Here is a 21,803-nt window from a genome sequence, read left to right as displayed (position 1 = left end):
ATTAGTTAAAGTATTTTTTCGTTAGGCAAAATAACACAATCAAAGTATTTTTTCATAAAAAAATCTTGTTTAGATTTGAAACTAACTTTAACCTATAACAAAATGTATAAATCATTTGCCATAGTTTTGATGGCTTTATGCCATTTTTCGGTGGCTCAAATTCCTATCAAAATGACCAAAGAAAATCAAACTGACAAACTTGTAGTTTATCAAATTTACACTCGTTTGTTTGGAAACCTAAAAACTACAAACAAATTCAACGGAACTTTAGAAGAAAACGGTACAGGTAAATTCAATGACATCAATGATAACGCACTGAAAGCACTAAAAGAATTTGGGGTTTCTCATGTGTGGTTTACAGGCGTGATTGAGCATGCAACCATGACCGATTACTCAAAGTTTAAAATTCCGCAAGACAATCCTTTAGTTGTTAAAGGAATTGCTGGCTCGCCTTATGCGATTAAAGATTATTATGATGTCAATCCAGATTTGTCAGTTGATGTTAAAAATCGCATGAAAGAATTTGAAGCATTGGTTGAGAGAAGTCATAAAAATGGTCTCAAAGTATTGATTGATTGCGTGCCGAATCATGTGGCCAGAAGTTATCATTCGGATAAAAAGCCAAAGGGTGTGAAAGATTTTGGTGAAGAAGACGACAAAAATAGGGCATTCGCTCCTTACAATAACTTCTATTACATTCCTGGCCAAGCTTTTAATGTGCCAGATGGTGTCAATCCACCAGTAAAAGTAAATAATAGTTATTTTGAGTCTCCAGCTAAAGCCACTGGTAATGATGTCTTTTCAGCTAGGCCAAGTATCAATGATTGGTTTGAGACCATTAAACTCAACTACGGAATCGATTATTTGGATAATCGTTCGAAACATTTTGACCCAATTCCAAATACATGGATAAAAATGCGTGATATTTTGACTTTTTGGACTAAAAAAGGAGTTGATGGCTTTCGTTGTGATATGTCGGAAATGGTTCCTGCTGAGTTTTGGGGCTGGGTGATTCCTGAAATAAAAAAAATAAACCCAAAAGTCATTTTTATTGCAGAAATTTATAATCCTCAAACTTATCGTCAATATCTGTTTGAAGGAAAATTTGATTATTTATATGATAAAGTTGGTTTGTACGATGCCCTCCGTAGATTGATGGAAGGTGGTGGAAATGCCAATGACATTACAGGTGTTTGGCAAAATGAGTCAGGTAATTTTGCCAATCGAATGTTACGTTTTTTAGAAAACCATGATGAACAAAGAATTGCTTCAAAATATTTTGCCAATGATCCATTTAAAGCTATTCCTGCAATGGTTGTAAGTGCCACCCTTCATACAGGCCCTGTTATGCTATATTTTGGACAAGAAGTAGGCGTAAAGCCAGTTGTCGCAGAAGGTTTTAGTGGGGATGATGGTCGCACAACCATGTTTGATTACTGGGGAGTCCCCGAATTTCAAAATTGGGTAAATAATCATCAATATGATGGTGGAAAATTAACTGCTGAACAAAAAAACATCAGAAACTTTTATTCCGAACTATTGAAGTTTGTCAACAATAGTGATGCAGTAAAAAATGGACAATTTTTCGATTTGCAGTATGTCAATAATAATGGTCAAGCTGTCAATTACAACGATAAAAAAATATATAGTTATCTAAGGTTTACAGAAAATCAAAAATTGTTGTTTATTTGCAACTTTGACTTGGAAAAATCATATTCAACCAATGTTTTCATTCCGCAAGGAGCATGGGATATGATGAAACTTGATACCAAAGCTCCAATTAGTTATACAAACGTTTTGAGTTTTGATAAATATTCCAATAGTCAAACAATCAATCAGCAAACAAAAGCTATTTCATTTTTGGAAGCACTTAGTGTTAATTTAGCACCGAATAGTGTAACAGTTTTTGAAATAAAGTAGCATAAAAAATTCAACCTTTAACCTATAAATAATGGCAGCATCGACAACAATGCAAACCTCGGGCGGAAAAGCTAAACCAAAACTTTCATTTTGGCAATTATGGAATATGAATTTCGGCTTTTTTGGAATTCAATTTGGCTGGGGATTACAACTTGCTAATATGAGTGGTATTTATGCCCAACTCAAAGCAAACCCAGATGAAATTCCTATTTTATGGCTGGCTGGACCTATGACTGGGCTTTTGATTCAGCCTTTGATTGGCTCAATGAGTGATAGGACTTGGACAAAATTTGGCCGTCGAAGACCATACTTCTTTATTGGGTCTATTTTAGCTTCACTTGGATTATTTTTTATGCCTGAATCGCAATTGTTGTGGATGGCAGCTACCTTGCTTTGGGTACTTGATGCAAGTATCAATGTTTCAATGGAGCCTTTCAGGGCTTTTGTTGCTGATAAATTAGATATTAGCCAACGTACGGCTGGATTTGCTATGCAATCCTTTTTTATTGGTTTAGGACAAACATTTGCCAATCTTTTACCTTGGATTTTTAGTAAAATGGGGGTAATTGGTACAACCGAAAGCGGTATTTCATTGACTACAAAATATGCTTTTCAATTAGGTGCAGTAATTTTCTTTTTATCAGTACTTTATACATGTTTTACCACTTCTGAATATCCACCCGAAGATATGGAAGCATTTGAGAGAGAAAAAGAAGAAAATAAAGGTATTGCAGGTTACTTCAAGGAACTTTTTGATTCAGTTGGTAGTATCCCAAAGACGATGAAACAGTTGGCTGTTGTCCAGATGTTTACATGGTTTGGTTTATTTTGTATGTGGATGTTTTTTGGATTAATGACTTCTTATCACATATTTGGTGCAACTTCAGCTGATTCTCCCGAGTTTAGGGCTGGTGGAGAATGGAACGGAATCAACTTTGCCACTTATTCAGTTGTCTGTTTTTTAGCAGCATTTTTGATTCCTGTAATTGCTAAAGAAACAAGTCGAAAGTTTGTTCATACAATTGCTTTAATCTGTGGTGGTATTGGACTAATCTCAGTGCTTTTTATTACAAATCAATATATTTTGTTGCTTTCAATGGTTGGAGTTGGTATTGCTTGGGCATCAATACTTTCAATGCCTTATGCCATACTTTCAGGGGCATTGCCTCCTAATAAAATGGGAGTATATATGGGTATATTTAATTTTTTTATCGTTATTCCCGAGATTCTTGCCTCTTTATTTTTAGGTAAAATCGTAAAAACCATATTTGGTGAAGGCTCAATTGAAGCTCCACTTTATATTGTTGTAGCTGGTGGCGTAAGTTTATTAATTGCTGCTTTTTTTGTAAGATTTGTAGATGATAATAACGGATAATAGGATTTAAGATTAGATAATTTCATAAATATTAAAGGCCTTCACAATCTGTTGAGGGCTTTTTCGTCTATGAAAAACACTATTAAATCGTTCATTTATGACTTGTTATCTTGTTTATGTTATATTTATCAAGTTAATTCCTATCATTGTGTATCATATAATTCAAATAGTATGTTTAAGAATAGATACTTATATACTTTTTTACATGGAATCATTTGGTTAGGTTATACAACATTACCATTATTGAATTTACAAAGAGATTCAGATCGGCCTTCGGTAAATCCCTACACAAGTAGAATTTATTGGGCTTATGTTTCTATTTCATGTATTATCTTATTTTATATTCATTCTGAGTATCTTTTTCCCAGAATTTATAAGAAAAAACCCATTCAATATTTTTTGCTGTTAATTGTGGTAATGGTTTGTTTAGTGATGGGTAGATACTATGTACGCATTAATTTTGTGGAAGGGGCTCCAAGTCAGTTATTTTATGTAAACACCTTTATTCAATACTTTTTTATATTTGGTATCAGTGCTTCCTACTGTTTTTTCTCTGATTACCAAAAGACACAACAAGTACAAAGGGAAACAGAAAATGAGCGACTGAAGTCTGAACTTTCATTTCTTCGTTCACAAATATCGCCACACTTCATGTTCAATTTAATGAACAGTTTGGTATCATTGAATCGAAAAAAGTCTGATTTGGTTGAACCAGTTCTACTTAAAATGTCAGATTTATTGCGTTATATGCTTTATGAAAAAGATGACAAACAGATTTCTCTTGATAATGAAGTAAAGTATTTAGAAAATTATATTGATCTTCAAAAAGTTCGTTTTGCTGATTATGTGGAGATTAATTTTTTTGTAAACAAACCATTATTGAGCAAAAATATTGAACCAATGTTATTGATCCCATTTGTAGAAAATGCTTTCAAACATGGTGTTGGGTTAGTTGAAAAACCAATCATTAAAATTGAGTTAGAAACTACCAAAAATCAATTGCATTTTAAAGTGACAAATAAGTTTAGTTCGGATAAACAAGAGGTAAAAGACGGTGCTTCAGGCATAGGTTTAGCAAATGTGAAACGTAGATTAGAACTACTTTACCCAAATCAATATGTTTTAAATGTTGAAGAAAAAGATAATCTTTATACTACCGATTTGCAACTTAATTTTAAGCAATAAGAAAGCTGGTATAAATCTTTACAAGTGAATCAAATATTATAACAAAATGTAGTTTTGTATTGAAATATATATATTGTTATAGTAAACATACCTATTATTTTAATACTTTAACATATAATTGAGATGCGATGTATAGCCGTAGATGATGAGCCATTGGCATTAGACTTGCTAGAGGATAATATTAGACAGATTCCATATTTAGAATTTGTTGGCCGTTGCCGTAATGCTTTTGAAGCAATTGATTTGATTCAAACAGAAAAAGCAGAAAACAGATCAATTGATTTGATTTTCCTCGACATTCAAATGCCTGGAATTACTGGGGTTCAGTTTTTAAAAAGCATGGTTTCAAATCCAATGGTTATTTTTATTACGGCTTATGAACAATATGCTTTAGAAGGATTTGAATTAAATATTGTTGATTATCTACTCAAACCTGTCTCTTTTGAACGTTTTTTAAAGGCGGTTAACAAAGCAAATGAGCTTCATCAATTGAAATCCAATACTTATTCAACAAAAAATGTTTTTGATGAGCATTTCTTTGTCAACGCAGAATATTCTTTAGTTAAGATAAGATATGCAGATATACTTTATATTGAAGGATTGAAAGATTATATAAAAATTTATTTGAGTACACAAAGTCGCCCAGTGATCACTCGGATGACAATGAAAAGTATTGAGGAGAAGTTTTCTTCGATGCCTTTCATGCGAATTCACAAATCTTATATAGTTTCATTAAATAAAATTGAATCAATTCGCAACTTAAAAATTACCATTGGAACACACTTAATACCTGTAAGTGAGCAATTTTCAGAAGATTTGATGCGTCGAATTGGCGGTAAATAGTAAAGGTCGCATAAATTAGGCTTTTTGTCGCAAGTGTGTTGCACAATGTAAAATATCAATTATTTTCGTGTTAAGAAAAAAAAATGGTTAATTGATTTGTGTGTTTTAAATTATAACTCATTAATTCTTATCTCAAATGGTTGAAATAATCAATAATTTAGAAGAAAGAGTGATTTAAAGAAAAGTTTAATAGTGGAGTAAGTAACTACTCATAAATAATAGGTTAGTACTTAAAACTCGTGGGCTTTGCATACGAGTTTTTTTTATGTCAAATTTGTGAAAAAATAATAATGCAAATGACACAACGTCAAATTTTCTTACAAAATCTTGCTCAAACATCTGATTTTCCATTAGCACTTGAAATTGAGAAAGCTGAAGGAATATATTTGTATGGAAATAATACAAAATATATTGATTTGATTTCTGGAATTGCAGTCAGTAATGTAGGGCATCGCCACCCAAAAGTTGTAGAAGCTATTAAAAATCAAGTTGACAAATATTTACACTTGATGGTTTATGGAGAATACATTCAATCGCCCCAAGTGCAATTAGCAAACGCCATTGTAAATACACTCAGTCATTTTCATACTTCATCTGGATTAAGTTTAAATAATGTCTATTTTACAAATTCTGGTACAGAAGCGGTTGAAGGTGCTATGAAATTGTCAAAACGTTTTACCAAACGTTCAGAAATTATTTCATGTTATAATTCTTATCATGGTTCGACTCAAGGTGCATTGTCACTTGGTGAAGAACATTTTAGAAGAAACTATCGCCCTCTTTTGCCCGCAACAAAAAAGATTAAAAGAAATTGTTTTGAAGATTTATCACTAATCAATAATCGTACTGCTGCAGTTTTTTTTGAGCCAATCGGTGGAGAATCAGGTATAAGACCTACTGATATGGATTACCTACAAGCATTGCAACTACGATGTTTAGAGGTTGGAGCATTATTGGTTTTTGATGAAGTACAATCAGGTTTTGGTAGAACTGGTAAATTTTGGGCTTTTGAACATTATGATATTTGTCCTGATATTTTACTATGTGCTAAAGGAATGGGTGGCGGAATGCCCATAGGAGCTTTTATTGCATCCCAAGAAATAATGTCAGTGTTTAAAGATAATCCAATTTTAGGTCATATTACTACTTTTGGAGGTCACCCAGTTAGCTGTGCGGCATCTTTAGCAACATTGAATGCAATTTTAGAAGAAAAAATGTTGTTGGATATTGAAAAGAAATCTGATTTATTTAAATCATTGTTGGTACATCCAAAAATTAAAGAAGTAAGAGGTAAAGGTTTGATGCTTGCGGCCGAATTTGATAGTTTTGATGTTTTAAAACCAATTATTGATAAAGCTATTGAAAAAGGTGTGATCACTGATTGGTTTTTGTATTGTGATAATTCGATGCGAATTGCCCCACCTTTGATAATTACTGAAAATGAAATTTCATGGGCTTGCGAGGTTATACTCAGTTGTATTGAATAATGAATCTAAAATGATACAACGTCAACTCTCATCGCCAAAAAATAAATGATTGATATAATCAAGGTATGGCTTTAAGATTCTACAACCTTTGATAACTTCACCAGCAAAATTTGCGTCCATTACTGAATTGTTTGGGTATTTATGAACAAAGAATAATTCTTTATATTTTAATAATTCAATATCAGGATGGTTGATAGGGTAGCCTTTTGGCATTTTCTTGACTTTTTCGCCATGAATCTCATTAAAATATTGCCTAAAGGTTTCGTCTTCAATGATTCCCTTGATTATATGTGGGTTATAATCAATTTCTTGTCTAAAACTCGCCAATTGGCTTGAGGTAGGTGACCACATTCCACCTCCAAGAAAAGATTCATTGGGTTCGATGTGTAAATAAAAATCAACTCTGCCCGAACTTTTCCCCCCAGGGCCAAATCCAGCAGCTAAATATTTTTTATAGGGTGATTTATCTAACGAAAACCTAATATCTCGATTGATTCTCAATATACAGCTTTTGACAGTCGTATTGTGCAGATTTTCTTGAAATTGAGCGATGCCATCCAAAATAGTTTGGCACAATGTTTCAAATTCTATTTTACTTTTCTCATAATCTCTTCGATTGGCATGAAACCATTCTCGATTGTTGTTTTCAGAAAGATTTGTTAAAAATTGGAGCGTATGTTGGCTAAGCATTAGTAAAAATGTCTATTTTTGTCGAAAATTACAAAATTTATTGATATTTTTATACTTATGGCAAGAATCTTAACGGGCATCCAAGCAAGTGGTCGTCCACATCTCGGAAATATACTTGGAGCAATTTTACCAGCCGTAAAACTCTCTCAAAATCCAGACAATCAGTCCTTCTTATTTATTGCAGACTTACACTCAATGACAACAGTCAAAGATGCCAAAGTGATGCAAGAGAATACTCGTGCCGTTGCTTCGGCGTGGCTCGCCTGTGGCTTCGATACACAAAAAAACTACTTTTATCGTCAATCTCGTTTGGCAGGCTTGCATACCGAGTTAATGTGGTATTTATGTTGTCAAACTCCTTTTCCGATGTTATCTAATGCACTTTCATTCAAAGATAAATCAGATAGATTGTCGGATGTAAATGCTGGACTTTTTACCTATCCAGTTTTGCAAGCAGCCGATATTGTATTGTATCAAGCGAATTTTGTGCCTGTAGGAAAAGATCAAAAACAACACCTTGAAATGTCTAAAGATATGGCAGCAGCTTTCAATCGAACTTATGGTGAAATTTTTACTTTACCCGAGCCATTGATTGATGAGTCTGTCATGGTTATTCCTGGGACTGATGGAGCTAAGATGAGTAAGTCTTACAATAATTATATTGACATTTTTTTGGATGAAAAGCCACTTCTGAAAATGGTAAAATCTATTCTTTCAGATAGCACACCATTAGAAGCCCCAAAGAATCCTGATAATGATATAACATTTAAACTATATTCTTTGGTTGCCGACAAAAGTGAAGTTGAAAAGATGCGTCAGAATTATTTGGCCGGTGGGTTTGGTTATGGACATGCCAAACAAGCCTTGTTTGAAAAATTATGGACAAAATTTGAAAAAGAACGTGAGATTTTTAATTATTATATGAAAAACGAAGAAGCATTAGAAGAAAAATTACGGGAAGGCGAGGCTAAAGCACGTGAAATAGCTGAACAAACAATGAATGATGTGAGAAAAGTTTTAGGTTTTGCATAATGATTGAAACAATTAAATACGCCGAATATGAATGGTTTTTGTGGCTCAATAGCTTTCATTCACCGACTTTTGATGTCATAATGTTTTGGGTCACGTATCGCTTTACCTGGTTGCCTTTGTATGTCTATGTCATTTATTATATATATATAAAATTCAGGACAACATTTTGGCAAAATCTCATTTTTATAGCCTTCTCTGTTGGGTTATCGGATCGTTTTACTTCTGGTTTTATGAAACCTTATTTTCAGCGTTTTCGTCCATGCCACGATCCATTAATTCAGCAAATGGTTCATGTTGTCGGTGATTGTGGAGGACAATTTGGTTTTGCTTCAAGCCATGCAGCTAATTGTTTTGCCTTAGCTGCCTCATTTTATTTACTAAATAGGGGAGGGAAACTGACTATTTTTCTATTTATTTGGGCAATAATCGTTTCTTATAGTCGTATTTATGTGGGAGTACATTTTCCTACTGATTTGATTGTAGGAGCAATAATTGGAGTGCTCATTTCAATGATGTTATTTATTTTAAAGAATTCACTTAATAGAAAATTTTTAATTAATTTTTAACTCTAACCTTTATCAACTTTACCAACAATGAAAAAACTATCAATCTTTTTTGCAATTTTTCTTATTACAAAATTGGCTTATGCCCAAGATATCACACAAGGAACGTGGTATAATGCAGAGAAAACTTCCAAGATTCAATTTTACAAACAAGGTAATAAACTTTTTGGGAAAGTTGTATGGCTGAAAGAGCCATTGGAAAATGGGAAACCACGAATTGACAAGCTGAATTCTGATAGTAAATTAAGAACCAGACCAATTATGGGTTTAGTTTTTTTAACAAATTTTGTAGCTGATGGCCCTAATGCTTGGGAAGATGGTCAAATTTATGACCCAAATAATGGCAAAACATACTCTTGTAAAATGACTGTCACAAGCCCAACAACAATTGATGCAAGAGGCTATATTGGCATTTCAATCATTGGTCGTACGACAAGGTTTACTAAGGCTGACTAATATTTATGTACAAAAAAATGGGCTAATTTTTAATTAGCCCATTTTTTTGTTGAATTTATTCTATGCCCTCAAATAATGTTTATTGATTTTCTGGAATAGCTCTTTTGGATTAAATGGCTTTGTTACGAAGTCATTCATCCCTACTTCATAAACTCTATCTTGGGTATTTAAAGCAGAAGCTGTAAGGGCAATGATTGGTATTTTTGTGTCAAATTTTCTTATATTTTCAGTAGCTGTATATCCATCCATTTCGGGCATTAAAAGATCCATTAATACTATTTGATAATCATTATTTAAAACTTTTTCTACGGCAATTTTGCCATTTTCGGCAGTATCATATTTCATTCCCCATTTTTCTAGAAATATGGTAGCTATTTTGATGTTTACAGGAAAATCTTCAACTAATAATACTTTTGTCCCTTGAAGCGTTTGTTGGTCGAAATCATGATTTTCACTATTAGATATAGTTTTAAGGTTTTGTTTCGCCATTTCCAAACTCAATGTAAAATAGAATTTAGATCCTTCATTGACATTACTTTCTACATTGATTTTACTTCCAAAAAGCTCTAAGAGTTTTTTGGTTATTCCTAATCCAAGCCCAGTCCCTCCAAAACGTCTTGAAATTTGATTATCAGCCTGTCTAAATTTTTCAAAGATATATGGAATATGTTCTTCTGCGATTCCTATTCCTGTATCCCTGACAGATACATCAACTGTAGCATAATTATTTTCGATTTTATTCAGTTGAAGTTCAAGAAAAATGCTTCCTTCATTGGTGAATTTTACTGCATTATTAACCAAATTATTTAATATTTGACTAATTCTAAGAGGATCTCCAATCAAGTTTTCAGGTATATTATTATCAAAATTTAAAACAAGGTTTATATTTTTTGAAGAAGCGTTTAATTGGAATGTTTTTTTAATATTCGTTACTAATTCTTTGATATTGAAATGAATGCTTTCAAGTATTATTTTTCCAGCTTCAATTTTATTGAAATCAAGAATATCATTGATTAATGAATATAAGTTTTCAGTCGAAAAATTTAATATTTTTAGATTTTCCGACATTTCTGGTGTTTGGGGTTCTTGTTGCATGAGATAAGTCATTGCCACAATTCCATTGAGAGGTGTCCTGATTTCATGACTCATCATTGACAAGAACTCAGATTTTGCATTGGATGCTCGATCAGCTTCCTCTTTTGCTTTTCTTAGTTGAATTTCAATGCCTTTTTGATAAACGAGGATCTTTTTCATGAAAACAGCTATTTCATAGAGATTGTCTTCATTAAAATTAGGCATTTGGTATTTGGCAGGTAAATCAAGCTTACCAATGGCTTCCATTAGCTTACCAACTGATTCTCGACGCTGCTCGACTTCTTTTTTTAGTCTTGTATTAATTTCTACATACTTTCTTTCATTTGGCCGAATCTGACTCTTTAAATGTTCTTTTTCATTCTCAAAGGTATAACATAAGTCATTTACTGACTTTAAAAAACCAGTTATAGATTTGTGCTTTGATTGGTCTTTCGCTAAATGTTTTTTTATAACAACATTTAGCGATTGATGATAATGAATGGGGTCCATAATAGTCTTTTTAGATGGTTAATTTTTGTTTCGACAACAGTTTTAGTTTAAAAAATAATAGTAATACAACTGTACTAAAATTATTATAAATGGAAAGCACGTTTAAAAAAGATTTATGGGTAACTGGTGGTTTATTTTTAATAATTAAGAATGCACAAATCTCAAATCAAGTTGTTTTGCTTTATAGCTTTTTCTTATCATTTGACAGATATTTTTTGCTTCTAATTCACTTAGTTAATGAAAAATACTGGTTGAAAAACTTTGTATTTTACTATGGCAATTTTAGGGTTCAATTTATTAGAATAATGAATAAAATATTTTTTTAATCGTTCTTCTTTGAATGAGTGTTTTATAGAGAAAAAGGTCGTTTTTAAAAATTGGCACGGTCTTTGTGATCTATATTTATAGCTGATTTTTAGTAAATTTTTATAAATCTCAGTTCTTGTTTTATATCACTTTACTCATAAACTTGGATATTAGTCCTTTATTTTTGTTTATTGAGAATTGTATGATTATAATATTGCAAATATTATACCTAATAATTAAGCGGTAGCATTTTTATTATATATTATTTTTTTTTGGGGGTAACCACTATTTTTAGGCAAAAAAAACATAAATAATACCGCTTGATCATCTATGAATTTTTGAAGCTCAAATATGATTTTTTTGAGCTATTGTGTGAATCTTAATACTATAAAAGTTAAAAAAATGAAAGCTCCCTTTTCAGTAATGAATAGGGAGCTTTTTTATTTAGAAAAAATAATTTATTAAAAAATTATAGTAAAAAGTATAAAAAAAAATGCTCTATTTCAATTGAAATAGAGCATTTCTGAATGAGGTAGCACAAGTTATTTTACTTCCTCATAATTTACATCTGTTACACCTTCTTCAGTACCTGTACTTGAAGGATTTCCCTGTCCGCCCATGTCAGCACCAGATGGAGCTGCACCCGAAGCGTACATTTCTTGAGAAGCAGCCTGCCAAGCAGCATTGATTTTTTCCATTGCAGCATCAATAGCTGTAAGGTCTTTAGTTCCGTGAGCAGCTCTCAGCTCTGTCAATGCACTTTCAATGGCTGATTTATTGCCATCCGAAAGCTTATCTCCATACTCTTTCAACTGTTTTTCAGTTGTAAATATCATGGTATCGGCTGCATTAATTTTTTCAACTTTTTCTTTTTCTGCTTTATCAGCTTCTTCGTTTGCTTTTGCCTCATCTTTCATTTTTTGGATTTCAGCATCTGACAAACCTGATGAAGCTTCAATACGAATTTTTTGTTCTTTACCTGTACCTTTATCCTTGGCAGCTACATGTAGAATACCATTGGCATCAACATCAAAAGTTACTTCGATTTGTGGTACACCACGTGGTGAAGGTGGAATGCCATCTAAGTGGAATCGTCCTAAAGTACGGTTTTGATTAGCCATCGGACGTTCTCCTTGTAAAATATGTAATTCTACTGAAGGCTGATTATCGGCAGCTGTTGAGAATGTTTCGTTTTTCTTTGTTGGAATTGTTGTATTTGCTTCGATCATTTTAGTAAATACACCACCCAAAGTTTCAATTCCTAATGACAATGGAATTACGTCAAGTAATAAAATATCTTTTACTTCACCAGTTAATACTCCGCCTTGAACTGCAGCACCAATCGCAACGGCTTCATCAGGATTAACATTTTTTGAAGGTTTTTTACCAAAGAACTTCTCAACTTCTTCTTGAACTTTAGGAATACGAGTCGAGCCTCCTACCAAAATTACTTCATCAATATCGCTATTGCTCATGCCTGCATTTTTCATTGCACGCTTGCAAGGCTCCATCGCTCTTTGAATCAAGCTATCAGCCAATTGCTCAAATTTTGATCTACTCAAACTTCTTACCAAGTGCTTTGGAATACCATTCACAGGGAAGATATAAGGTAGATTAATTTCTGTTTGTGCTGAACTTGATAGTTCAATTTTTGCTCTTTCAGCTGCTTCTTTCAAACGTTGAAGAGCCATTGCATCTTGACGAAGATCAATACCTTCATCTTTTTTGAATTCATCAGCTAGCCATTCAATAATTACTTGATCAAAGTCATCACCACCCAAGTGTGTGTCTCCATCAGTTGATTTTACTTCAAATACACCATCACCTAATTCAAGGATTGAAACGTCAAAAGTACCACCACCTAAGTCAAACACAGCAACTGTAATGTCTTTGCCTTGTTTATCAAGTCCATAAGCTAAGGCAGCAGCAGTTGGCTCGTTGATGATACGTTTTACATCCAAACCTGCAATAGTACCTGCTTCTTTTGTCGCTTGGCGTTCTGCATCGTTGAAGTAAGCAGGAACTGTAATTACGGCCTCCGTTACTGTAGTTCCTAAATAATCTTCAGCAGTTTGCTTCATTTTTTGAAGGATCGATGCTGAGATTTCTTGTGGTGTATATAATCTATCGCCAATGCGGACACGTGGCGTATTATTAGCTCCTTGTTCTACATCGTAGTTGATAGTTTTTATTTCACTGCCAACTTCAGTGAAACGTTTACCCATGAAACGTTTGATTGATGAAATGGTGTTTTTAGGGTTAGTGATAGCCTGACGTTTGGCTGGTGCACCGATTTTCTTTTCTCCGTTTTCTAAAAAAGCAACAATTGAAGGGGTTGTGCGGGCACCTTCGCTGTTAGCGATTACAACTGGCTCGTTTCCTTCCATCACGGCAACGCACGAGTTGGTTGTTCCTAAGTCAATTCCAATGATTTTTCCCATGTTATTTGTGTCAGTATTATGTATGCAAATTAGTTTTGTTTACATATCATCAATTGGAGTGCCAAGCATTATTTTGGCAGAAAATACTGACATATTGGCAGAAAATTAATCCTGTTTTTCAATTGAAGGAGACAATTTGAGCTTATCGGCAGGTTGACTTTCGAAAAGCGAACCTATTCGTGCATTATTCACACAACCAGCGATATAAGCATTGAATACGGTTCCAGAAGTTGATTGAAAACCAGGTAGTAAAGTTATTGACTTAGCCGCTTTATAGGTTACATTGGCTTGAGTGGATATGATATTGGTCGCTGATATAGTTTGTGAGCTACTAAAAGTAAGATTTGTTCCAGATCCGCCATAATTATCTCTATTATTAATTAATATATAGCTGGTTTTACAATTAGGTATAACTTTTACAGTATCTTTAGCAACAATACTAGTACAAGATCCTACGGTACAAGTTACACTATAAATAGTTGTATCGCTGGGACTTACGACAAGAGGATTTGCTGTGGAACCTGTTGACCAATTGATTGTTCCGCCACTACAACCAAAAGCGACGAGTGAGGTTGATTGTCCAATATTTATAATTTTTTTAGAAATGGCTATCAACGGATTTTGTAAGGTTACAACCTCTGAAATATTACTTTCGCTTGAAATATTTCCAGAATAATCTACCGCTTTGACAGAAAATCTGTAATAATTTAGTTGCAAAAGACCTGTCACTTGATAGGTAGTGATAGGAGCATTTACACTACCGATGAGATTGCCATCTTGATAAATGTTATACTTCTCAACCTCCATATTGTCAGTTGAAGCATTCCAGGTTAGTTTAACGCAGTTTTGACCAATATTACTTTCTACTAATGAACTTGGTGCTGTAGGAGCTTGATTATCAACGCAATGTAGCCTTGCACCTGCCCAATCTGCATGGTCAGCAAAAAAAGTATCACCACCATCCTCAACAGCTAATTTTAATTCATTAACATTGTTTACATCAATATTTACTCTGACTGTGGCTGAATTTTTATTCAAAATGCCACTGGTATAACTTAAAGTATTATCTTTATAAACCTTAAAAATTACCGTAGCTCCTTCTGTAGCTGTACTAACTTCATCATCAATGCCAATATCACTTATAAATCTACCAAAATTATTATTGAGATGATAAACAATTTCTGAATTGGCGTGTGTACCAATACCTTTTGGATAGGTAATTCCTTTTATTTTTATAGAAGAACCATCTCCTAAACCACTTTCACCATTGCTTTTGTCCATTTCTATTGGCCCCCAGCCATTTGATGAAAAACAAGGTGTAGAATTTGATAGATAAGTTATACCTGAACAACTAGTCAGACCAACACAACTACAATAGTTTGCAACGTTTTGTACCGTTACAGGTTGAGTAAATGTAATATTTCCTTGTGCATCTGTTAAATAACAGCGATATGTACCAGATGAGCGATCAATTATTTGTGTGGTGGCTTCGGCAACATCTTCATAATCATTGTTACCTGTATCGGTTCGAACCCATTTGTAGGCATTATAACCTGATGGTGCAGTTAAACGTAGCTCAGTTATTGAGTGACAACCGACACTTACGATTGGTAGTGGTTTAGCTACAATTGGGTTTGAGGCATTGAAAAAATCAGTACTCAACGACGCATTCCAACGATTTGCCAATTCTATAAGCCCTGGTCCATAAAAATGGACTTCATCAATCCTATTTGAACCTAATAAGTCATCAGTTGATGGCCCAGAAAAAATCTGATTACTACTATTAGCTAAATTGTATTGTGCGTTTATAATACCACTGTTTGCGTTTCCCAAACCTCCATTGGAATTTTTATCAAATACCGAAGCTTTTGAAATTACCCAAGGAATGTTACTGCCGAAGTGTGAACGACTTTTGTTAATAACATAATTTACATTTGAAATATAATTACTTTGGGAGATTCCTGCAAAATTATCACTTTCTCCTTGATGCCACAATATTGCTCTCACTCCAAATAAAGAGGCATAGTAATTTAAGACTTTCCTCAATCCATTATATGGCACTCCTGATGTATTGCAATAGGGTTGTCCTGAATAATGACTTAGGGTAGTTAAGCCATCAGAGCTTTCTTTCCAATTTTGAGAAGATGTTGCAAAAGCTGCAGCATTAAAAAAGGCAACAGGGACACCCAATCGACTGACCAAATTATCACCCAATTTTCCATAAGCCCAAGGGTTAAAGCCTGTTTTTGAGAGATAACTTCTGGTACTACCACTACTTACGATTTGAGATAAAACTGGATAATTTGGAAATTTAAGGTCACAATGATTGACACCGCTATCAAACCACGAAATTTCATTATGAGTAACAACACGTTCATCACTTGCACCAACTTCACCATGATCGCCTTCAAGGCCTTGAGCATTTGATTGACCTGCAATTATAAATACTTCACCCACTCCAACTCGATTGAGCGTTGCGGTACCTACTACACTTGCATTGAGTTTTCCTCTAACTTCTAATTTGTACCATCCACCCGTTACATTTGAAAGAGAACCACTGAAAACACCATTATTAGGATTAAAAGAAATGATAGTCCAGTCAATAACTACAACATCATTGGAAGCATTTTTTAATCTTGCTTCTACTGTATTAATAGTTGAAGTAAAATTTCCTGCAATATAAATTTTTGCTTGATTACTTTGATTTCTCTGGAAAACAGCCTTTTCCATTGGAAAAGTGATTGTAACTTGGGCATTGATATCAAATTCAATTCCAAGAGCAAATAATATGATTATGAAAGATAGAGAATAAATCCTCATGTGGAATATTTGTATTATTATGAATTTGTAGCAAGCATAGTATGACTACACAAAATAACGAAAAAGTGAAGCAAATTACTATATTTATTGATTAAACGGTTCGAATTTTCACCCAATGACAAATTATTGAAAAAAAATAGTAGTATTTTGAGATAAAATAGAAGTATTAAGTGTGTGATTGTTGGATAATTTGATGACTTTATTTTAAATACCTTGTGTGAAATCTTTACTAAAATTCAAAAGCATCATACATATAAATAGTATGATGCTTAATTGAATTGTAATATTATTTTCCGCCAAATAATCCACCTAAAAGGCCGCCCAAGCCACCTCCTTGTTGTTGATTTTGTTGGCTTCCCATCATTCCGCCAGCAATATTCATTAAATCATTCATATCAAGTTTGCCATCGGCTAATGCTCCAGCACCTTGACTTAAAATACTACTAAAATCAATTCCAGCAGTTTTACCTCCTGTGATTGTCCCCATTAAGCCACCTAAATCAATCGAATTGTCATCAGGATCATTTGTTTTGTTGATTAAACCACCCAAAACAGATGGCAACATGCTTGTTACAACACCTGCAGCCGCAGAATTTGACAAACCAAACTTTTCCATGAGGTTTCCAACTACACTTTGAGCAATGCCACCAACGATTGGGTTTGACATCAAACTTCCACCATTCCCAGCTCCACCACCTAAAAGCCCTATTAAGCTACCAAGCCCACCTTGTGAATTTGCTTGATTCGACAAACCACCCATAAGCCCTTGCATGACTTCGTTCATCACGCCTTCATTATGCTCATTTGGGACTTGTGGATTATTGATTACAGCACTTTGACCGTGTTGTTGAATAAGACCTTGCAATACTTCTAACATTTTTTTAAGATTTAATGGTTGTTAATTGGTACAATATTACTATTTTACTTACATTTATTCCAAAATTGATTGAATAAATTTACGTTTCTGACATTAATTAAAGTGAAAAGTAACAAGAAACATAAAAATAATTTACCAAACCCCAAAAAAGTGAACGAAATCGAAGTAAAATCAGAAAAATCATTCGTTGAACAATTAACTGCAAGTGTTGATGGCCTATTATTTCCAAGCGAATCAGACGAAAAAATTAAAGTTATTGATTGGCAGGCAGATAACCCAGCTCCATTTGATACCATTCTTTTTCGTAAGTATATTGGAGTTACTCCATCTGTACGAGTTGAAGTTTTGCCGTGGGAAAGATTCTTTGAGCCAATTTTGACCGAAAAAGAATGGTGGACAGATTTTGAAAAAAATAGAGCCGTCAACTTTATGAAGGTCAAAGAGCTAGTAAATAGTAACTTGACCAATTTGGAGTATTTACGAGCTGGAAGAATAGAAATCGAAGCTTATCTCATTGGACAGGATAAAGAAGGAAAATGGAAAGGTTTGAAAACATTAATAATTGAAACGTAATATCCTATATTTTGAGAAAATACCAATAAAAAAAGCATCAATTATTGATGCTTTTTTTATTGACCTTATCCATAACTCCCCGATGGGGAAGGGCGTGGCTTTTTACTTTACTTTTTCAACGACTGCTTTGAACGCATCGTAATGGTTCATTGCTAAGTCAGCTAATACTTTTCTGTTAAGTTCGATGCCTGCCTTTGCGAGTTTGTCAATTAAAACAGAATATGACATTCCTAATGGACGCACACCTGCATTAATACGAACAATCCACAAACGACGATAACTTCTTTTCTTTTGTTTACGACCTGAATAGGCATAAACTAAACCTTTTTCAACGGCGTTTTTTGCTACCGTCCAAACATTTTTTCTACGTCCGTAATAACCTTTGGCTAATTTAAGGACTTTTTTACGTCTCGCTCTTGACGCTACGTGATTGACACTTCTTGGCATTTTATTTTTTTAGTTTTTTGACTTTGGCGGCTCATTCAATTAAGAATTAAGAATGTAGAATGAAGAATGAATCTTCAACTCAGAAATCAGAAATCAGAACTCAGAACTCTTGCGGTTGCCATTTGTCGGGTGAAACAATAAACGACACCTTGTCGTTTGAACCAGTATAATAATTTGGTGACTTCAATAATTAAGATGTTTCATTAAAAATAATTCTTAATTCTACATTCTCAATTCTTAATTAGTCAAATTACATACATAATAGTCCTTCGATACGATCAGTATCAGCCGAACTTACAAGCGTTGCAGAAACCAAGTTTCTTTTACGTTTGTTTGATTTTTTGGTCAGGATATGGCTATGAAAAGCGTGTTTACGCTTAATCTTTCCAGTACCTGTAATTTTGAAGCGTTTTTTCGCTCCAGAATTGGTTTTTTGCTTTGGCATCGCTAAAACATTAAGTATTGAACAAAAAGTAAATTGGGGTGCAAAGATACGATTTGATATTGAGTTTTCAAATTTTTTTGAAAATGTTTTCTTTTATTATACTGATAATCAGATATTTCTGTTTGAAAACTTAGCTTTAATTTATGTACTAACTCATATTTTACAAGAGATTCTACCAGAAGCTATATATAAATTGTGATTATGTGGCATCGGTTATTACTTCAAAAATGTGATTAAACAAAAAGAGGTGGTTTGTTACCAAACTACCTCTTTTTGTTTAAAACTTTAAACTAATCTTTAAACCAAATCAAAACGGTCAAGATTCATCACTTTTGTCCATGCTGCTACGAAATCCTTCAAGAATTTTTCTTGAGAATCTCCACAACCATAAACTTCTGCTAAGGCACGTAATTCTGAGTTTGAACCAAAAATTAGATCAACACGAGTACCTGACCATTTGAGTTCTCCAGTTGAACGATCGCGGCCTTCAAAAACATCTTGATGAGCGTTTGTTGCTCTCCAAGTAGTTTTTAAGTCGAGTAAGTTTACAAAGAAATCGTTGGTAAGTGTTTCCTTCTTATTGGTAAATACCCCCAATAGAGATTTATCAAAATTAGCATTTAATACCCGTAAACCACCAACCAAAACTGTCATTTCTGGTGGACTAAGCGTCAATAATTGAGCTTTATCAACCAACATTTCTTCTGCTGAGGTTGTAAAATAACCTTTTGAATAATTACGGAATCCATCTGCCAATGGTTCAAGTACAGCAAATGATTCTACATCAGTTTGTTCTTGTGAGGCATCTGTACGTCCAGGTGTAAATGGGACAGTAATGTTGTGTCCTGCATTTTTGGCTGCTTGTTCAATACCAGCACTTCCACCCAAAACAATCAAATCAGCTATTGAAACAGCCTTACCACTCGTTGCTGAGGCGTTGAATTCATTCTTAATACCTTCAAGTTTTGATAAAACCTTATCTAACTGTACTGGATTATTGACTGCCCAAAACTTTTGTGGAGAAAGACGAAGGCGACCTCCGTTTGCACCACCACGTTTGTCAGATCCACGGAAAGTTGAAGCTGAAGCCCAAGCAGTTGAAACCAATTCTGAAACTGATAGTCCTGAAGCTAAAATTTTGGCCTTCAAAGTTGCAATATCTTGCTCATCAATTAATTGATAAGTAGCTGCAGGAATTGGATCTTGCCAAATTAATTCTTCGGTAGGAACTTCATTACCTAAATAAAGAACTTTAGGTCCCATATCACGGTGAGTGAGTTTAAACCAAGCACGAGCAAAAGCATCAGCAAATTGATCTGGATTTTCGAAGAAGCGTCTTGAAATTGGTTCATAAATTGGGTCCATTCTCAAAGCCATGTCTGTCGTAAACATAATCGGAGCGTGACGTTTAGCTGGATCGTGAGCATCTGGTACTGTACCTGCTGCGGCATCACCTACTGGTTTCCATTGTTGAGCTCCTGCTGGGCTTTTGGTTAATTCCCAATCGTAACTAAATAGGTTGTTAAAATAATGGTTGCTCCATTGCGTCGGCGTTTGAGACCATGCACCTTCCAAACCACTTGTAATAGTGTATCCTGCATTACCAGTACCATAAGTATTTTTCCAACCAAGGCTTTGTTCTTCAATTCCTGCGGCGGCTGGTTCTGGGCCCACATATTGACCAGGGTCTCCTGCACCATGAGCTTTACCAAAGGTATGTCCACCCGCAATCAAAGCGACAGTTTCTTCATCATTCATTGCCATGCGACCAAAAGTATCACGAATGTCACGAGCTGCTGCCAGTGGGTCAGGTGTTCCATTAGGTCCTTCAGGATTTACGTAGATAAGTCCCATTTGAACTGCTGCAAGCGGATTTTCTAAATCACGGTCACCAGTATATCTTTTGTCATCCAACCATTTGCCTTCTGAACCCCAATAAATATCTTCTTCTGGTTCCCACACATCTTCACGGCCACCGCCAAAACCAAATGTTTTGAATCCCATTGATTCTAATGCACAGTTTCCTGCTAAAATCATGAGGTCAGCCCAAGAGATTTTTTTACCATATTTTTGTTTGATAGGCCAAAGCAATAGACGTGCTTTGTCAAGATTCCCATTATCTGGCCAGCTATTCAAAGGAGCAAAGCGTTGTGTACCAGAACCTGCACCACCTCTACCATCAGCGATACGGTAAGTACCTGCACTATGCCATGCCATACGAATGAAAAATGGGCCATAATGACCATAATCAGCAGGCCACCAATCTTGTGAAGTTGTCATCAAATCGTAGATTTCTTGCTTTAAAGCTGCTAAATCAAGTGATTTGAATTCTTCTGCATAATTAAAATCTTCTCCCATAGGATTAGATAATGAAGAATGCTGGCGGAGAATATTTAGTCTTAACTGATTTGGCCACCAGTCATGGTTTCTTGTGCCACTACCTGCACTTTTATTGATTGTTGCTCCATGAGGAAATGGGCATTTGCCACCAGAATCTGATGTGAGATTTTCCATTTTGATAATTTAATATGTGATTTATTGTGATAATGTAAACTCCACTTTTTTTAGTGAGGATTTTTGTGAATTTTCTGATTCACATTTAATTACATCCCAAAACTACAACAGTGTTTTCTATAAATCAAATTGATTGTTTTTATGTTCTTATAGTTTTTGTCTATAAGAATGCTTAGGTACAAGGTTGAGTTTCAAGTTTCTAAATTAATTGGTTGAATAAAAATTTGATTAATCAGATAATCATT

General features: G+C 34.2%; 17 protein-coding genes. 9 read left to right on the top strand and 8 right to left on the bottom strand.

All coding sequences use genetic code 11. The features are described 5' to 3' along the window. The first annotated feature begins 171 nt into the window (after positions 1–171). From ACQUQZ_RS11540 to ACQUQZ_RS11520, 5 genes are all read left to right on the top strand, one after another. A complete protein-coding gene (locus ACQUQZ_RS11540) occupies positions 172–1,920 on the top strand; it encodes an alpha-amylase family glycosyl hydrolase (protein WP_435357651.1) in 1,749 nt (582 codons plus the stop codon). 31 nt (positions 1,921–1,951) lie between these two features. Further along, positions 1,952–3,295: an MFS transporter gene (locus ACQUQZ_RS11535; protein ID WP_435355083.1), complete on the top strand. Its 1,344-nt coding sequence runs from the start codon at positions 1,952–1,954 to the stop codon at positions 3,293–3,295. Positions 3,296–3,466: 171 nt separating this feature from the next. Further along, complete coding sequence (locus ACQUQZ_RS11530; RefSeq protein ID WP_435355082.1) at positions 3,467–4,480, top strand: sensor histidine kinase; 1,014 nt, start codon at positions 3,467–3,469, stop codon at positions 4,478–4,480. 123 nt (positions 4,481–4,603) lie between these two features. Further along, positions 4,604–5,323 carry a LytR/AlgR family response regulator transcription factor gene (locus ACQUQZ_RS11525; RefSeq protein ID WP_435355081.1) on the top strand — a complete coding sequence of 240 codons (720 nt, stop codon included), beginning with the start codon at positions 4,604–4,606 and terminating at the stop codon, positions 5,321–5,323. Positions 5,324–5,619: 296 nt separating this feature from the next. Continuing rightward, entirely contained in the window at positions 5,620–6,810 is a 1,191-nt protein-coding gene (locus ACQUQZ_RS11520; RefSeq protein WP_435355080.1) for an aspartate aminotransferase family protein, read from the top strand. Positions 6,811–6,831: 21 nt separating this feature from the next. Here the strand turns inward: ACQUQZ_RS11520 and ACQUQZ_RS11515 are convergent, their stop codons facing one another. Then, positions 6,832–7,500 (bottom strand): DUF2461 domain-containing protein, encoded by a 669-nt coding sequence (locus ACQUQZ_RS11515; protein WP_435355079.1) that lies wholly within the window; start codon positions 7,498–7,500, stop codon positions 6,832–6,834. Between the two features lie 57 nt (positions 7,501–7,557). Between ACQUQZ_RS11515 and trpS the strand changes: the two genes are divergently transcribed. From trpS to ACQUQZ_RS11500, 3 genes are read left to right on the top strand one after another with little or no spacing between them, the layout of a single operon-like run. Further along, positions 7,558–8,532, top strand: coding sequence for a tryptophan--tRNA ligase (gene trpS / locus ACQUQZ_RS11510; RefSeq protein ID WP_435355078.1), 975 nt, complete (start codon positions 7,558–7,560; stop codon positions 8,530–8,532). After that, positions 8,532–9,098, top strand: coding sequence for a phosphatase PAP2 family protein (locus tag ACQUQZ_RS11505; RefSeq protein WP_435355077.1), 567 nt, complete (start codon positions 8,532–8,534; stop codon positions 9,096–9,098). Before trpS ends, ACQUQZ_RS11505 begins: the two co-directional genes overlap by 1 nt. A gap of 27 nt (positions 9,099–9,125) precedes the next feature. Next, complete coding sequence (locus ACQUQZ_RS11500; RefSeq protein WP_435355076.1) at positions 9,126–9,551, top strand: DUF2147 domain-containing protein; 426 nt, start codon at positions 9,126–9,128, stop codon at positions 9,549–9,551. 60 nt (positions 9,552–9,611) lie between these two features. Here the strand turns inward: ACQUQZ_RS11500 and ACQUQZ_RS11495 are convergent, their stop codons facing one another. The 4 genes from ACQUQZ_RS11495 to ACQUQZ_RS11480 form a co-directional block, all read right to left on the bottom strand. Further along, the gene (locus tag ACQUQZ_RS11495) at positions 9,612–11,135 is read right to left on the bottom strand and encodes a response regulator (protein WP_435355075.1); all 1,524 of its coding nucleotides are present in this window, start codon (positions 11,133–11,135) and stop codon (positions 9,612–9,614) included. 848 nt (positions 11,136–11,983) lie between these two features. Continuing rightward, on the bottom strand, positions 11,984–13,882 hold the full coding sequence (gene dnaK, locus ACQUQZ_RS11490; protein ID WP_435355074.1) for a molecular chaperone DnaK: 1,899 nt from the start codon (positions 13,880–13,882) through the stop codon (positions 11,984–11,986). Positions 13,883–13,987: 105 nt separating this feature from the next. Then, positions 13,988–16,702 carry an NPCBM/NEW2 domain-containing protein gene (locus ACQUQZ_RS11485; RefSeq protein ID WP_435355073.1) on the bottom strand — a complete coding sequence of 905 codons (2,715 nt, stop codon included), beginning with the start codon at positions 16,700–16,702 and terminating at the stop codon, positions 13,988–13,990. Between the two features lie 286 nt (positions 16,703–16,988). Further along, positions 16,989–17,579: a DUF937 domain-containing protein gene (locus tag ACQUQZ_RS11480; protein WP_435355072.1), complete on the bottom strand. Its 591-nt coding sequence runs from the start codon at positions 17,577–17,579 to the stop codon at positions 16,989–16,991. A gap of 150 nt (positions 17,580–17,729) precedes the next feature. Between ACQUQZ_RS11480 and ACQUQZ_RS11475 the strand changes: the two genes are divergently transcribed. Beyond that, complete coding sequence (locus ACQUQZ_RS11475; protein ID WP_435355071.1) at positions 17,730–18,152, top strand: nuclease A inhibitor family protein; 423 nt, start codon at positions 17,730–17,732, stop codon at positions 18,150–18,152. Between the two features lie 102 nt (positions 18,153–18,254). Here the strand turns inward: ACQUQZ_RS11475 and rplT are convergent, their stop codons facing one another. From rplT to katG, 3 genes are all read right to left on the bottom strand, one after another. Further along, the gene (gene rplT, locus ACQUQZ_RS11470; RefSeq protein WP_435355070.1) at positions 18,255–18,599 is read right to left on the bottom strand and encodes a 50S ribosomal protein L20; all 345 of its coding nucleotides are present in this window, start codon (positions 18,597–18,599) and stop codon (positions 18,255–18,257) included. Positions 18,600–18,849: 250 nt separating this feature from the next. Continuing rightward, entirely contained in the window at positions 18,850–19,044 is a 195-nt protein-coding gene (gene rpmI / locus ACQUQZ_RS11465; RefSeq protein ID WP_238805355.1) for a 50S ribosomal protein L35, read from the bottom strand. Positions 19,045–19,341: 297 nt separating this feature from the next. Then, positions 19,342–21,558, bottom strand: a complete 2,217-nt coding sequence (gene katG, locus ACQUQZ_RS11460; RefSeq protein ID WP_435355069.1) for a catalase/peroxidase HPI — start codon at positions 21,556–21,558, stop codon at positions 19,342–19,344. Positions 21,559–21,803: the final 245 nt, after the last annotated feature.

It is taken from the genome of Emticicia sp. SJ17W-69, from assembly GCF_051209875.1.
Classification (GTDB): domain Bacteria; phylum Bacteroidota; class Bacteroidia; order Cytophagales; family Spirosomataceae; genus Emticicia.
This window is presented reverse-complemented; position numbering and strand designations above follow the sequence as displayed.